This is a genomic window from Porphyromonas sp. oral taxon 275 (genome assembly GCF_018127745.1).
Taxonomy (GTDB): Bacteria; Bacteroidota; Bacteroidia; order Bacteroidales; family Porphyromonadaceae; genus Porphyromonas.
The window spans coordinates 145,205-159,197 of record NZ_CP072333.1; the positions used below are offsets into that span (position 1 = coordinate 145,205).

Here is a 13,993-nt window from a genome sequence, read left to right on the forward strand (position 1 = left end):
GGGGCTACTTAGCTAGCTTGACAGCGGTGCCGTTCTTCAGGCGCGAGGGGGCGGAGATGATCAGCTGCTCACCGGGCTCGATGCCGCGGAGGGCCTCGTAGCGGCCGTCCTGCAGCTCTCCTAGCTCGACCTCGCGGTAGACGGCCTTGCCCTCCTTCAGGACGTAGACATAGCGGATGCCACTACCTGCCTGGCGGACGATGGCCTTGTCCGAGATCGTCAGGGCCTGGCGCGTGCCGAAGTCCAGACCGAGGCGGGCGTACATCCCAGGGCGTAGGCGCTGATCCTTGTTGGCTACCTCGATCTCGACGCCGACGGTGTGCGTCGTGGCGTCGACGGTGGGGTAGACCTTGGTGATACGGCCGCTGAAGGTCTGCTCGCCGAGGGCCTCGACGCTAAGGCTGGACTCGAGGCCGGGCTTGAGGCGGGTGTAGTACTGCTCGGAGACGTTGACGACGACCTTGAGCGGGCTTACCTGCTGGATGACGAGGATGGGCTGTGCGGGCGAGGTGACGTCGCCATTGTCGTAGTTCTTGGCGGTGACGAAGCCCGAGATGGGGCTACGCAGTAGGGTGTTCTCCGAGGCGTTGCCGTAGCTCAGCTTGGCCTGCTCGAGGGCGCTCTTGGCCTGCTCCCACTGGGCCTTGGAGATACCGCCGACCTTGTAGAGCTCGTCCATGCGGGCGAAGTTGGTCTTGGCATCCGCCAGCTGGATCTGTGCGGCAGAGGCCTGCGTGGCCTCCATGCGGGCGACGACCTGCCCAGCGGCGACGCGGTCCCCTACGGCGACGAGGATCTGCTTGACACGTCCGCCAGCCTGCGCGGTGATGTTATTGAGCGTCTTGGCCTCGAGCTGCGCCGTGTACTGCTGGCGGCTGCCGAAGTCGGTGAGGCGTGCTGCGTCGACCGTGACGACCTGGGTGCTATCGGTGCTCTGAGCCGTCTCTTGCTTCGAGGAGCTCGAGCTGCTGCAGGCGGTGCTAAGGCTGAGGGAGGCTGCTGAGAGGAGCAGCAGGAGCGAAGTCTGTGGCTTCATATTGTGAGTCTATATTAGGGTGCGGGCTAGGGGAGCTGGTCGAGGCCCTGCAGCTCATCGAGGCTGAAGACCGAGATCATATACTGGTGGATGGCTTGGCTGAGGGCAAGGCGCGCCTGCAGCAGTGCTAGCTCGGCGTCGTTGAGCTCCAGCAGGGTGCTGGCGCCACTGCTGTAGCGTACGCGAGCGATCTCGTGGCCGCGGCTGGCGCTGGCGACGGCATCACGTGCGGCGACAAAGGTCGCCAGGGCATTGCGCTGCTCGGTGCGGGCGTTCTCCAGCCCGAGCTCGAGCTGCCGCTGGGTGGCTAGGCGCTGCAGCTGTAGCTGCTGGATCTGCACGCGGCTGGCACGTAGGTCATTATAGCGCGCCCCCCCATTATAAAGCGGTACGTTGAGGCTCAGACCGAGGGTGGAGAAGGGACTCCAGCGCTTGCTATTGTCTAGGCGCAGCTGGTCGGCAGCGTAGTTGTACTGGTAGGTGAAGCTAAGGGCGAGGGTGGGGAGGAAGGCGGCCTTCTTCACCTTGAGCGCGGCCTCGAGCTGGCGCTGCTGTAGGCCGAGGCTCCTGAGGTCGCTGTTGCGCTCGAGGCTGAGGGAGGTGGCGGCGCGCTCGCCCGACTCGGGCAGGAGGCCGAAGATCTGCTCCTCGTAGGCGGGCAGCGCCTCGCTGAGGCTGATGCTATCACTGAGGGGGAGCCCCATGACGACCTTGAGCTTGGCCTCCGCCAGGCGCTCGGTGTTGCGTGCCGAGAGGAGCTGAGGCAGGAGATTCTTGAGCTGCGTCTCCATGCGGATCTTGTCGTACTCGGCCACGAGCCCGTGCTCGTACTTCTGGGTGATCTGCTGGTAGTTCTGCTGCGTGTTGTCGTAGCTGCTCTGTAGGGTGCGTGCCGACTCGCGTGCCAGCAGTACCCCGAGGTAGGCCTTGCGCACCTCGCTGATGAGGGCCACGCGGGAGCCGCGGGCCTTCTCCTCTGCTAGCTCTACAGCTCGCTGGTCGAGCTGGAGGGAGGCCCAGAGCTGGGGGGCGATGAGGGGCATCCCTGCGTTGATGCCGCCCTGCAGGCTGTGGCGCTCACCCATCTCAATCCCGTCGCCGCCGAAGAGGTTACCGAAGGGAGAGGAAGCGCCGCCAGGCATGGAGCCGCCGCTATCGCCGCCGCCGAAGTAGACCTTCTGCTTCTTGAGCATGAGGCTATAGGAGCCCGAGAGGTTGATCTCGGGGAAGAGCTTGCCTCGATTCTTGCGCTGGTCGAGCTCGGCGCCCTTGATGCCGAGCTCGCTGGCGGCGAGGGCGGGGTTGAGCCTAAGGGCGCTGTCTACCGCCCCGCGTAGGGTGAGCGGTGGGCGAGTCGTCGCGGACTGCTGTCCCGAGGCTTCTGTGCCGCTGAGGGTGAGGAGCCCGAGGAGGGCGTAGCCGAGGGTACGGGCTATGTTCTTTTGTTGCATTGCTGTCTTGACACTTGTATACACGTGCACCTACTCTTAACAAGGAGAAGCAGAAAAGGTTCATATCCGTACTATCTCCCCTTATCATTCCTTTTCTGCGCTCGTCCTTTGAGGCTGCTTGGTGCTTTGCTTCAGAGGGTGCTAGAGCTTGGCTATGAGTGTGCTAGCTCCTTAGTCTAAGGTTGGCTTTCCCTTCGCTTAGTCGCGCTGCGGAGCAAGTCCGACGAGTGCCAACCAAGCCTCCCGCTGCGCTCGTCCTTAGCCCTCGCTGCGCTGAGGGATATCCGTCAGCTCGCTGAGGGTCGTCCGTCACACGCCTGAGGGATATCCGTCGGCGTGCCGATGGATATCAGTGAGGAAGGCTGGGGATAAGGCTCGGGAGGCTTGGGGAAGGGTGGGGGCAGGCTAAGGCACTGCACCCAGCGGCGCTAGCGCCTAGATCGGAATACTTTTGTATCTTTGTGACCCAAAGTATTGTAGCAATAAACAACACTCAATAATACGGTAAGAACAGATAATGGCAGTATTAGACAAGATCCGGAGTCACTCCGTGCTGCTCGTGGTCGTGATCGGGGTAGCACTCGCTGGCTTCGTGATCGGAGACCTCTTCACCAGTGGACGCACCTTTTGGGATAAGAGCGAGCGCGTAGCCCTCTCCATCGACGGCAAGGACATCTCCATCGAGGAGTACAGCGCCCGCCTCGAGCAGCTACAGCAGCAGGCTGAGCGTCAGGGACAGAAGATAGGCGACGAGCAGCGTATGATGCTCAATAATCAGCTCGCGCAGCAGTATATATCGGAGTACGCGCTGACCAAGATCGCCGACAAGGCTGGCGTACAGGTCACCGACGATGAGCTCTATGCGCTGCTCACCGGCAAGGGGATCTCGCCCTCGCCACTGGCTGTCCAGTTCTTCGGCTCGGCCGATGAGAAGCAGGTCAACGAGTTTATCCGCCAGCTCTCCGACAAGCAGATCGCTGCTGCTCCCGCAGACCAGCGTGACCAGCTCAAGGGGCTGCAGCAGCAGTTCGTCGCCCTGCAGCAGCAGGTGCGCGTACAGCGTCTGCAGGAGAAGATCGGTACGCTGCTCTCGCGTAGCTTCAAGATCAACGACCTCGACCGCGAGCTCGCCCTCGGGGGCGCCTCTCGTAGCGTAGCGCTGGTACGTAGCGCGGCGAGCATGATCACCGACGCCGCTGCCAAGCCCAGCGATGAGGAGGTACAGAAGTACTACGACGGGCACAAGGACTTCTTCCGTATGCAGAGCCCGATGGCTGAGGTCAGCTACATCAGCGTGCAGGTCGTGCCCTCGCAGGCCGACTACCAGGCAGCTGCCGAGGAGAAGGCTAAGGCTGTAGCCGAGCTACGTGCCGCTAGCACCATCCCCGCCGTCGAGTCTGCCCTGCGTGCCTACGCTTCGTCCAATAAGTTCTTCGATAAGAGCTACCTCACCGGTGAGGAGCTCGACCAGCTCGGCCTCGGTGCCGATCAGGTAGCCTTCGTCAAGGCTGCTGCCGTAGGTGAGGTCAGCGATCCTCAGCTCGTCAACGACCGCTACGACATCGTCAAGCTCGTAGGCAAGAAGGCCGCTCCCTCGGCCCTCGGCCTGCGCATGATCGTCCTCAACGACAGCGTCAAGGGCCGTGCCGATAGCCTCGTGGCTCAGCTCGGCTCGGGCGCTAGCTTCGCCGACCTGGCGCGCAAGTACAGCCTCGACCAGCAGTCGGCAGCTCAGGGCGGGCTCATCACGATGCCCAACCGCATGGGCCTGGTCGATAGCACCTTCTCCGAATTTACCCTCAGCCAGCTCGGCGCTCAGTCGGGCCTTGCTCTGGATACCCTCTACAAGGTGCCCGTCGGTACCGTGGTATGCCTCGGTCAGGCTCCTATGACCATCCTGCTGCGCGCTGAGAACGCTCAGCCCGCGGTCGAGAAGTACCAGCTGGCCTACGTCTCCCTGGAGGCTACCTTCTCCACCGATACCTACAATGCCAAGTACGCGGCGATGAACAAGATCCTCGGCGCAGGCGGTGGCTTCGACGCCATGGCACAGCGCGCACAGAAGGAAGGCTTCAGCGTCGCTCGTGGGGTAGCCGTCGAGACGGGTTCGCCCATGCTCGGCCAGATCCCCAGCTCGCGCCCCATCGTCACCTGGGCCCTCGGTGCCAAGGATGGTGAGGTGAGCCCCAAGCTCTATACCTGCGGCACGGACTACCTCGTGATCCCCGCCGTCGGCAAGCACACGCCTGCAGGCTTCGCTCCCCTCTCCGTCGTCAAGGAGCAGATCGTGGCTAAGCTGATGAGCGAGAAGAAGGCTGAGCAGCTCGTCAAGCAGCTCGAGGCCAAGAAGCTCAGCACGCTGGAGGCCTACGCCGAGGCGATGCAGAGCAAGGTCGACACCCTCGTGGACGTCAACTATATCGTACGTGGCAGCGAGCCTGCAGCCTTCAACGGCTATGCGATGACCACCGCCCTGGGTAAGCTCTCCAAGCCCTTCGCAGGCTCCAATAGCGAGGTCTTCGTCCTGCAGCCCATCAGCGCTACGCCCGTCGACAAGGCAGCTTCGGCCGCCGCCCTCAAGCAGCAGGAGCTCGGCCAGGCTCGCCAGTACAGCTATCAGGCCTTCGCTGACTTCATCCAGCGCCTCAAGGTCAAGGATAATCGCGCCCGCTTCTACTAGCCTTGGGAGCGAACCTATAGGCCCTAGCTAGTTACTATAAAGGCTGCCCGCGGCGTCCTATCGCCCCGGGCAGCCTTCCTCATTGATCCTCCCTGAACCTCCCCCTATGACGCCCACCACAGGCAAGAAAATACTCCTAGGACTGAGCCTCGAGCAGCTGACGCAGCTGGCCGAGGAGCTCGGTATGCCCCGCTTCACTGGCAAGCAGCTCGCAGGCTGGCTCTATGACAAGCGCGTCACGAGCATCGAGGAGATGAGCAACATCTCCAAGGCCAACCGTGAGCGCCTCAGCGAGCACTACGAGGTGGGGCGCAGTGCCCCCGTCACCAGCGAACTCTCCAAGGACGGCACGCGCAAGTACCTCTTCCGTGTCCGCTCGGGCGGACTCGTCGAGGCCGTCTTCATCCCCGACGGCGACCGCGCGACCCTCTGCATCTCCTCGCAGGTGGGCTGTAAGATGGACTGCCTCTTCTGCATGACGGGTAAGCAGGGCTTCAAGGGCAACCTCTCCGCGGGCGAGATCATCAACCAGGTGCTCTCGGTCGAGGAGTCAGCCGAGCTCACCAACATAGTATATATGGGTATGGGCGAGCCGCTGGATAATGCCACGAACGTGCTGGAGAGCATCGCCGTGATGACCTCTAGCTGGGGGCTGGCTTGGTCGCCCAAGCGCATCACCCTCTCTACCGTCGGGGTGCGCCGCGGACTGGAGCGCTTCCTCAGCGAGACGAGCTGCCACCTGGCGGTATCGCTGCACAACCCCTTCCACGAGGGACGCCTGGAGCTGATGCCCGCCGAAGGGGGCCTGCCGCTGGAGCAGACGCTGGAGATGATCCGCCAGGCGGACTTCACGGGGCAGCGTCGTGTGTCCTTCGAGTACATCGTCTTCGAGGGCGTCAACGATAGCCGCGCCCACGCCGAGGAGCTGGCGCGCCTCCTGCGCGGCATCCCTTGTCGCATCAACCTCATCCCCTTCCACCAGATCCCCAACGTGCCGCTGCGCCCGCTGGCAGCCGCCGGCATGGAGCAGTTCAAGCGCTGGCTGGAGGCTCGTGGCTACACTACGACCATCCGCACCTCCCGCGGCGAGGACATCTCCGCCGCCTGCGGCATGCTCTCCACCAAGGAACAGATGGCCGAGGCCTCTGCCTCTGCCTCCTAGCCTTGGCCCAAGTATTGGAGTAGCCTCGCCGTAACTTCGCCGAGTCCGCTGCTGGGCTGTAGGTTCTGTCCATTGAGTCCTGCTCTCTGCTTCTCATTAGCTCCTCTTGCTTCTCTAGACTTATCACCCGCTTGCGATGATCCTACGACGGCTTCACCTCGTCAACTTTAAGAGCATAGCGGCGGCCAGCTGCACCTTCTCCCCCAAGGTTAACTGCCTTATTGGGCTCAACGGCATGGGGAAGACCAACCTGCTGGACGCCCTGCACTACCTGGCCTTCACGAAGAGCCACCTCCCCATCACGGACAGCCTGGCGGTACGGCGTGGGGCGGAGTCCGCCGTGCTGGAGGGGAGCTACGAGAGCGACCACGGCGACGAGCGACAGCTGCTCCTGCAGATCCGTCCTGGGCAGCGTAAGATCCTCAAGCGCAACCGCAAGGAGTACGGTCGCCTCAGTGAGCATATCGGTGCCTTCCCCCTGGTCATCATCTCCCCGCAAGACTATCAGCTGATCCTCGGGGGCAGCGAAGAGCGTCGCCGCTTCCTCGACCGACAGCTCGGGCAGCAGGACAGCGTCTACATGGCAGCACTCACGCAGTATCACCGCGTGCTGGAGCAGCGCAATAGCCTGTTGAAGGCGCGCACAGCTTCGCCCTCCGTCCTGGAGGTGCTCGACCTACAGCTCGACCAAGTCGCCCCCATCCTCTACGAGCGCCGTCAGCGCTTCGTGGAGGACTTCGTCCCCCTCTTCCAGCAGTACTATAGCACCATCAGCGGCGAGCAGGAGGAGGTGCGTCTCAGCTATCAGACGACGCTGCACAGCTCAGGCGGGCAGCTCCTGGAGGCACTGCGGGCGGCGCGTCAGATCGACCAGGCACTGGGTCACAGCTCGGTAGGGCTGCACCGCGACGACCTCCTGATGGAGCTCGAGGGCGAGCTTATCCGCAAGGTGGGCTCGGAGGGGCAGCGTAAGACCTACCTCATCGCCCTGAAGTTCGCCCAGTACACCCTCCTCTCCCGATCCAATCCCGAGCGGCCGCTGCTGCTGCTGGACGACATCTTCGACAAGCTGGATGCCGCCCGTGTGGAGCGTATCATCGGGCTTGTGGGTGGCAGTGACTTCGGTCAGATCTTCATCACCGACACCAATCGCAAGTACCTCGACGAGATCATCGAGAGCTGGGGGGAGGACTACCGCCTCTTTGAGGTCGAGGAGGGCGTCATCACACAGACTGCAGGCGATGCGACGGAGTGAGACCCTCAGCCTGCAGGCAGCACTGGCGCAGCTCTGGGATGAGGACCCTGAGCTCTATGAGCACATGCTGGAGCGCCAGCTCCTCGATCAGCTCCCCACGCTGCTGGGGGTGCTGGGGCGCTACCTGCAGGAGGCAAGCATTGACGATGGTGTGCTGCGCCTCAAGATGACTTCGGCTGCCGCGAGGCAGGAACTCAATATGCGACTCAATCCGCTGCGGGAGCAGCTCAACCGCGCCGTGCGTGCCGAGCTGGTACGCATCATCCAAGTCTTCTAAGGGGAGCGCCCTCAGGCGGCCAGTCCTTAGCGCTAAGTCTTAGCGCAGCGCTTCGCCTTTGCTTCGACGAAGCTCCCCTTCCCTAAGTATTCCCTTAACCCATAATTCTCCCTACACTATGCAGCAGTATGTAGATATCGCACTCAAGCTCATCGTGGGCATGATCGGCATCCTGGCCTTCCTCCGCATCACGGGCAAGGCACAGATGGCACAGATCACTCCGCTGGATACCGTCAGTGCCTTCGTCATCGGTGCCCTTGTCGGGGGTGTGCTCTACAATCCCGATATGAAGGCACTGCACATCCTCTTTGCCCTAGCGGTGTGGACGGTCTTCAATATGTTCACCCGCTTCTGTATGCGCTCGGCCCTCCTACGTCGCCTCATCAAGGGCGAGAGCGTATACCTGGTCAAGGGCGGCCTACTGAACTTCAAGGCCTTCAAGCGCCACAGCCTTGAGATGGAGCAGTTCCGTGTCCTGCTACGCGAGAAGGGCATCTTCTCCCTCTTTGACCTAGAGGATGTACGCTTCGAGACCAACGGCTCGATTACGGTCTCGGAGATCGGTCGTGGCCGTGAGTCTTTCCTCATCGTGAATAATGGGGCGATCGTCGACTCCACCCTTACGGCGCTGGGCAAGAATAAGGAATGGGCGCTGCGCAATATCCAGCGCAACGGCTTCCAGACGCCCTCTGAGCTCTTCTGCATGGAGTGGACGCCGCACCGTGGCTTCTACCTCGTGGCCAAGAGCGGGGATGTCAAGCGCGGGGACGAAGAGATCGCTGCGGAGGACATCCCAGACGAGGTACTCAACTAGTGTGAGGCTGGGGCGATATACGACAGCACCGCTCTAAGCCGTTCCTTAAACATGCGGCGCTTCTCAAGCCCGCTAGCCAAGTAATCAATATGTCTTATACCTAACATCCAGTATCAGCAGGTATGAAGAAGATCCTCAAGAATAGTGTGCTTGTCCTGGGGCTCGCGGCGCTCAGTGTCGTCGCCTCGGCCACCACAGTACATGTCCTAGCGCGTCAGGCGCAGCCCTCCTCGTCCGTCCTAGCAGACGGCACTACCTACACGGGTAGCGATGCCCCGAACTACGGCTTCCAGAATGCAGCCCTCACGCCCCGCACCGTGGGCTCTGCTCCCGACCTCGTCCCCGCGGCTGAGTCCTCGGTCAAGGCCGTCGTGCACATCAAGGTACAGCAGGCCCAGCAGCAGGAGCAGCGTCAGATGCTCGATCCCTTCGAATTCTTCTTCGGCGGAGATCCCCGTAGCCAGGCGCGCCAAGCCCGCATAGCCTTCGGCTCGGGCGTCATCATCAGCCAGGATGGCTACATCATGACCAATAACCACGTGGTCGCTGGCAGCGAGGAGATCACCGTCACGCTCAACGATAACCGTACCTTCAAGGCCAAGCTCATCGGCCGTGACCCAGGTAGCGACATCGCCCTGATCAAGATCGAGGGTAAGGATCTACCCACCATCCCCTTTGGGGACTCGGACAAGCTCCGCCTCGGCGAATGGGTGCTCGCCGTGGGGAATCCCTTCAACCTCACCAGCACCGTCACCGCGGGGATCGTCAGCGCCAAGAGCCGCTCCACGGCCGCTGCAGGCGACCAGCTCGAGGTCAGCGCCTTCATCCAGACCGATGCGGCTGTCAATAGTGGTAATAGCGGCGGCGCCCTCGTCAATGCCGCAGGCGAACTCGTCGGGATCAACACGATGATCTACTCCCAGACGGGCAACTATGCCGGCTACTCCTTCGCTGTACCCATCAACATCGCGGCCAAGGTCGTCTCCGACATCAAGAACTACGGCACCGTGCAGCGCGGCGTCCTTGGGGTCGCAGGCTCCGAGATCACCGAGGAGCTCATCAAGAAGGAAGGGCTCAAGGTCAACTCCGGCTTCTACGTCGCGGACTTCGCCGAGATCAGTGGCGCGCTGGCCGCAGGGATAGAGAAGGGCGACGTCATCGTCGCCATCGAGGGGCACAAGATCACGGGCTTCGGGCAGCTGCAGGAGCAGGTCTCCCGCTTCCGTCCAGGGGATACGATCAAGGTCACCGTCAACCGCAAGGGCGCAGAGAAGACCTTCGCCGTCAAGCTGCGTAACAAGGAGGGCGGCGCGAGCATCCTCAAGCAGAATAGCTCCAGCGTCGATGCACGCCTCGGGGCCAAGATCCGCCAGCTCGAGACGGCTCAGCTGCGCAACTACGGCCTCTCCTACGGCCTCGTCGTCGAGAGCCTCTCGGCAGGTGCGCTCAAGCGTGCTGGCGTCCGTGAAGGCTTCGTCCTACTCACGGCCAACGATAGCCCGCTGCGCAGCATCGCCGACCTCAACCGCGCCTTTGGCTCCTCGGGGCAGGCTCGCCGCACGCGTGGCGTCGTCCTACGCGGCTTCTATCCCGAGTCGGGCGACATCGTCAGCTACGTCGTTGAATAGCCACACCTCAGGGCACTAAGCCCTTCGTTAGCTCCCTAGCTTCGCGCGGTAGTCAGCGCCCGCAGCTCTCCAGCTAAGCACGTCTACCACTAGCAAGGAAGCGCGTCTACCTCCTCTAGGAAGCACCTCCATAGCGCCCCGCGGCAAGCTCTCTACGATCTTGCCGCGGGGCGCTGCTTTTCCCGTCCGTCCGGTCCCTGCCTCCTCCCGTCCCCCTTCCCTCCTAGGTCTAGCCTAGCTCTCCTTAGCCTCTTCCGCCTGGTCTCCCTTACCTTTCGCCAGCATCCTCCTTGCCGCTCAGCGGCGCCTCCCTTAGCCCTCATCGGACTGGCCCTTAGCCCTGCCTCGGATTTCTTATATTACTTTCGCCCAATTCTTATATCACTTTCGGAGAAATGTTATATAACTTCTCGTCAATTCTTATATAACTTTCTGCACATTCTTATATTACTTTTCCCGCTCCTCCTTATCCCTCAACTTCGCCCGCCTTATACCTCCGCCTCGCCCGCCTTATCCCTTCGCCTCGCCATATGCCGCTGGTGCGGCTGCCTCGTACTGGGGCACAGGGGGCTAGCGGGCTTTTGCGTATCTTTGTATAATAGAGCTTGGCCGAAAGGCTAAGCGTAGATAGCGTATAACAAGAACAAAGCAATATGGCCCTACAATGTGGTATCGTCGGCTTGCCCAACGTCGGTAAGTCTACCCTCTTCAACTGCCTGTCCAACGCCAAGGCACAGTCCGCCAACTTCCCCTTCTGCACCATCGAGCCCAACGTGGGCGTCATCACCGTCCCCGATGAGCGCCTCAACAAGCTCGCCGAGATCGTCCAGCCACAGCGCATCGTCCCCACGACAGTCGAGATCGTCGACATCGCTGGCCTCGTCAAGGGCGCCAGCAAGGGCGAGGGGCTGGGGAATAAGTTCCTGGCCAACATCCGTGAGACCGATGCCATCCTGCACGTGCTGCGCTGCTTCGACGATGACAACATCACCCACGTGGACGGCAGTGTCGATCCCCTGCGTGATAAGTCCATCATCGATACCGAGCTGCAGCTGAAGGACCTCGAGACTGTCGAGGCACGCCTGCAGAAGGTCTACAAGCAGGCGCAGACGGGCGGCGACAAGGCGGCTAAGCTCGCCTATGAGGTGCTCTCGCGCTATAAGGAAGCGCTGGAGCAGGGCCTTAACGCCCGCACCGTGAGCTTCGAGACGAAGGATGAGCAGAAGGTCGCCCGTGAGCTCTACCTGCTGACGAGTAAGCCCGTCCTCTACGTCTGCAATGTCGATGAGGGCTCCGCCGTCTCGGGCAACGAGTACGTAGAGCGCGTGCGCGAGGCCGTAGCTGCCGAGGGCGCCGATCTGCTGGTCGTCGCGGCCAAGATCGAGAGCGAGATCGCCGAGCTGGAGACCTACGAGGAGCGTCAGCTCTTCCTCGGTGAGATCGGCCTGGAGGAGTCGGGCGTGGCGCGCCTGATCAAGGCGGCCTACAAGCTGCTTGACCTCGAGACCTACTTCACCGCTGGGGTGCAGGAGGTGCGTGCCTGGACCTATACCAAAGGCAGCAAGGCACCCCGTGCCGCAGCGGCTATCCATACCGACTTCGAGAAAGGTTTCATCCGCGCCGAGGTCATCAAGTATGAGGACTTCGTCCACTACGGCAGCGAGGCTGCTGTCAAGGAGGCGGGTAAGATGGCCGTCGAGGGCAAGGACTACGTCGTGCAGGATGGCGACATCATGCACTTCCGCTTCAATGTCTGATGCAGCGCTACGACATCATCGTCATTGGTGCGGGGCATGCGGGCTGTGAGGCCGCGGCTGCCGCAGCGCGCCTAGGGTCGCACACGCTCCTCATCACGCCCGACATGAACAAGATCGGGCAGATGAGCTGCAACCCCGCTGTCGGCGGCATCGCCAAGGGGCAGATCGTGCGCGAGATCGACGCCCTCGGCGGGCGCATGGGGCTGGTGACGGACCGTACGGCCATTCAGTTCCGCACGCTCAACCGCAGTAAGGGCCCCGCCATGTGGAGCCCGCGTGCGCAGAGCGACCGCATGCGCTTCATGGAGGCCTGGCGCCAGGAGCTCGATAGTGAGCCGCTGCTGGACATCTGGCAGGATACGGTCACGAGTCTCGACCTTAGAGCGGGTAGGGTACATGGTGTCTTCACGGGGCTCGGGGTGCACTTCGAGAGCGAGGCGGTCATCCTCACCGCAGGGACCTTCCTCTCGGGGCTCATGCACTTCGGCGAGCTCCAGATAGCAGGCGGCCGCATCTCCGAGCCCGCGAGCTACGGGATCACCGAGCAGCTCCGCGCAGCGGGGCTACGCAGCGATCGTATGAAGACGGGGACGCCCCCACGCATCGACGCCCGCAGCCTGCACCTGGAGGAGCTGACCATCCAGGAGGGGGAGCTAGACCATCATAAGTTCTCCTTCATGGACACGCCCGCCCGCTCCTCGCTCAAGCAGCGCCCTTGCTACGGGCTCTTTACCAATGAGGCCTGCCACCGCGTGCTGCGTGAGGCCCTCGACCGCTCGCCGCTCTACAATGGACAGATCCAGAGTATCGGCCCGCGCTACTGCCCGAGCATAGAGACGAAGATCGTCACCTTCGCCGACAAGGACAGGCATCAGCTCTTCCTCGAGCCCGAGGGAGAGGACACGAACGAGTACTACATCAACGGCTTCTCCAGTTCGCTTCCGCTCGAGGTGCAGCTCGAGGCACTGCGGCAGATCCCCGAGCTGCGCGACGTGCGGCTCTACCGCCCTGGCTATGCCATCGAGTATGACTTCTTCGACCCGACGCAGCTGCACCATACGCTGGAGAGCAAGGTCGTCAGCCACCTCTACCTAGCAGGCCAGGTCAATGGCACCACGGGCTACGAGGAGGCTGCGGGGCAGGGGCTCATCGCGGGGATCAATGCGCACCAGCAGGTCCACGAGCTAGCGCCCTTCACCCTGAGCCGCAGTGAGGCCTATATCGGCGTCCTGATCGATGACCTAGTGACCAAGGGCGTGGATGAGCCCTACCGTATGTTCACCTCGCGCGCTGAGTACCGCATCCTGCTGCGTCAAGACGATGCCGATATGCGTCTGACGCCGCGTGCTGCCGCGCTAGGACTAGCTACGCCCGAGCGTGTCGCCCTGCTGGAGGAAAAGATCCGTGAGCGGGATGCGCTCATCGCCTTCATCGAGGGCTATTCCATCCGCCCCGACAAGATCAATCCCCAGCTGGAGGCTGCGGGGCTGGCTACGCTCCGGCAGGGCTGCAAACTCATAGACCTCGTGCTACGCCCGCAGCTCAGCATCCTACAGCTGGCCCAGTGGGTCCCTGCGCTGGAGCGCCAGCTGGCACGCATCCCTTCGCGTCGGGAGGAGCTCATCGAGTGCGCCGAGATCCTCATCAAGTACAGCGGCTATATCGAGCGGGAGCGCCAGCAGGCGGAGAAACTGGAGCGTCTGGAGCACGTCTTCATCCCCGAGACGCTCGACTATAGCAGCATCCAGGCGCTGAGCACGGAGGCGCGGCAGAAGCTCGAGCGCATCCGTCCGACGACCATAGGGCAGGCCTCGCGCATCCCCGGTATCTCACCCCACGATGTGAGCGTGCTGCTGGTGCTCGCTGGCCGCTAGGCGAGAGCTGCGCTCTCGCTCCCTCAAGCGCTCTGCGTCCAGCCCCGAGAGAAACTATG

General features: G+C 62.5%; 10 protein-coding genes. 8 read left to right on the forward strand and 2 right to left on the reverse strand.

Features of this window, described 5'->3' with window-relative positions:
* Nucleotides 1-4: 4 nt before the first annotated feature.
* Nucleotides 5-1,036, reverse strand: coding sequence for an efflux RND transporter periplasmic adaptor subunit (locus J4862_RS00570; protein WP_211788812.1), 1,032 nt, complete (start codon nucleotides 1,034-1,036; stop codon nucleotides 5-7).
* A gap of 26 nt (nucleotides 1,037-1,062) precedes the next feature.
* Nucleotides 1,063-2,487 carry a TolC family protein gene (locus J4862_RS00575; protein WP_211788813.1) on the reverse strand — a complete coding sequence of 475 codons (1,425 nt, stop codon included), beginning with the start codon at nucleotides 2,485-2,487 and terminating at the stop codon, nucleotides 1,063-1,065.
* 517 nt (nucleotides 2,488-3,004) lie between these two features.
* Here J4862_RS00575 and J4862_RS00580 point away from each other — a divergent pair.
* The 8 genes from J4862_RS00580 (at nucleotide 3,005) to mnmG (ending at nucleotide 13,934) form a co-directional block, all read left to right on the forward strand.
* Nucleotides 3,005-5,167: a peptidylprolyl isomerase gene (locus J4862_RS00580; RefSeq protein WP_211788814.1), complete on the forward strand. Its 2,163-nt coding sequence runs from the start codon at nucleotides 3,005-3,007 to the stop codon at nucleotides 5,165-5,167.
* Between the two features lie 106 nt (nucleotides 5,168-5,273).
* Nucleotides 5,274-6,329 carry a 23S rRNA (adenine(2503)-C(2))-methyltransferase RlmN gene (gene rlmN / locus J4862_RS00585; RefSeq protein WP_211788815.1) on the forward strand — a complete coding sequence of 352 codons (1,056 nt, stop codon included), beginning with the start codon at nucleotides 5,274-5,276 and terminating at the stop codon, nucleotides 6,327-6,329.
* A gap of 136 nt (nucleotides 6,330-6,465) precedes the next feature.
* Nucleotides 6,466-7,584, forward strand: coding sequence for a DNA replication/repair protein RecF (locus J4862_RS00590; RefSeq protein ID WP_211788816.1), 1,119 nt, complete (start codon nucleotides 6,466-6,468; stop codon nucleotides 7,582-7,584).
* Nucleotides 7,571-7,861: a DciA family protein gene (locus J4862_RS00595; RefSeq protein WP_211788817.1), complete on the forward strand. Its 291-nt coding sequence runs from the start codon at nucleotides 7,571-7,573 to the stop codon at nucleotides 7,859-7,861. The genes J4862_RS00590 and J4862_RS00595 overlap by 14 nt, the downstream gene beginning before the upstream one ends.
* 118 nt (nucleotides 7,862-7,979) lie before the next feature.
* A complete protein-coding gene (locus tag J4862_RS00600; protein WP_211788818.1) occupies nucleotides 7,980-8,675 on the forward strand; it encodes a DUF421 domain-containing protein in 696 nt (231 codons plus the stop codon).
* A gap of 122 nt (nucleotides 8,676-8,797) precedes the next feature.
* Complete coding sequence (locus J4862_RS00605; protein WP_211788819.1) at nucleotides 8,798-10,303, forward strand: Do family serine endopeptidase; 1,506 nt, start codon at nucleotides 8,798-8,800, stop codon at nucleotides 10,301-10,303.
* Nucleotides 10,304-10,956: 653 nt separating this feature from the next.
* Nucleotides 10,957-12,060: a redox-regulated ATPase YchF gene (gene ychF / locus J4862_RS00610; RefSeq protein ID WP_211788820.1), complete on the forward strand. Its 1,104-nt coding sequence runs from the start codon at nucleotides 10,957-10,959 to the stop codon at nucleotides 12,058-12,060.
* Complete coding sequence (gene mnmG, locus J4862_RS00615) at nucleotides 12,057-13,934, forward strand: tRNA uridine-5-carboxymethylaminomethyl(34) synthesis enzyme MnmG (protein WP_211789516.1); 1,878 nt, start codon at nucleotides 12,057-12,059, stop codon at nucleotides 13,932-13,934. The genes ychF and mnmG overlap by 4 nt, the downstream gene beginning before the upstream one ends.
* Nucleotides 13,935-13,993 lie beyond the last annotated feature (59 nt).

What these genes read in the sequence shown, in the direction of transcription:
- J4862_RS00570 (WP_211788812.1), bottom strand. Translation starts at nt 1,036, where the DNA reads ATGAAGCCACAGACTTCGCTCCTGCTGCTCCTCTCAGCAGCCTCCCTC.
- J4862_RS00575 (WP_211788813.1), bottom strand. Translation starts at nt 2,487, where the DNA reads ATGCAACAAAAGAACATAGCCCGTACCCTCGGCTACGCCCTCCTCGGG.
- J4862_RS00580 (WP_211788814.1), top strand. Translation starts at nt 3,005, where the DNA reads ATGGCAGTATTAGACAAGATCCGGAGTCACTCCGTGCTGCTCGTGGTC.
- rlmN (WP_211788815.1), top strand. Translation starts at nt 5,274, where the DNA reads ATGACGCCCACCACAGGCAAGAAAATACTCCTAGGACTGAGCCTCGAG.
- J4862_RS00590 (WP_211788816.1), top strand. Translation starts at nt 6,466, where the DNA reads ATGATCCTACGACGGCTTCACCTCGTCAACTTTAAGAGCATAGCGGCG.
- J4862_RS00595 (WP_211788817.1), top strand. Translation starts at nt 7,571, where the DNA reads ATGCGACGGAGTGAGACCCTCAGCCTGCAGGCAGCACTGGCGCAGCTC.
- J4862_RS00600 (WP_211788818.1), top strand. Translation starts at nt 7,980, where the DNA reads ATGCAGCAGTATGTAGATATCGCACTCAAGCTCATCGTGGGCATGATC.
- J4862_RS00605 (WP_211788819.1), top strand. Translation starts at nt 8,798, where the DNA reads ATGAAGAAGATCCTCAAGAATAGTGTGCTTGTCCTGGGGCTCGCGGCG.
- ychF (WP_211788820.1), top strand. Translation starts at nt 10,957, where the DNA reads ATGGCCCTACAATGTGGTATCGTCGGCTTGCCCAACGTCGGTAAGTCT.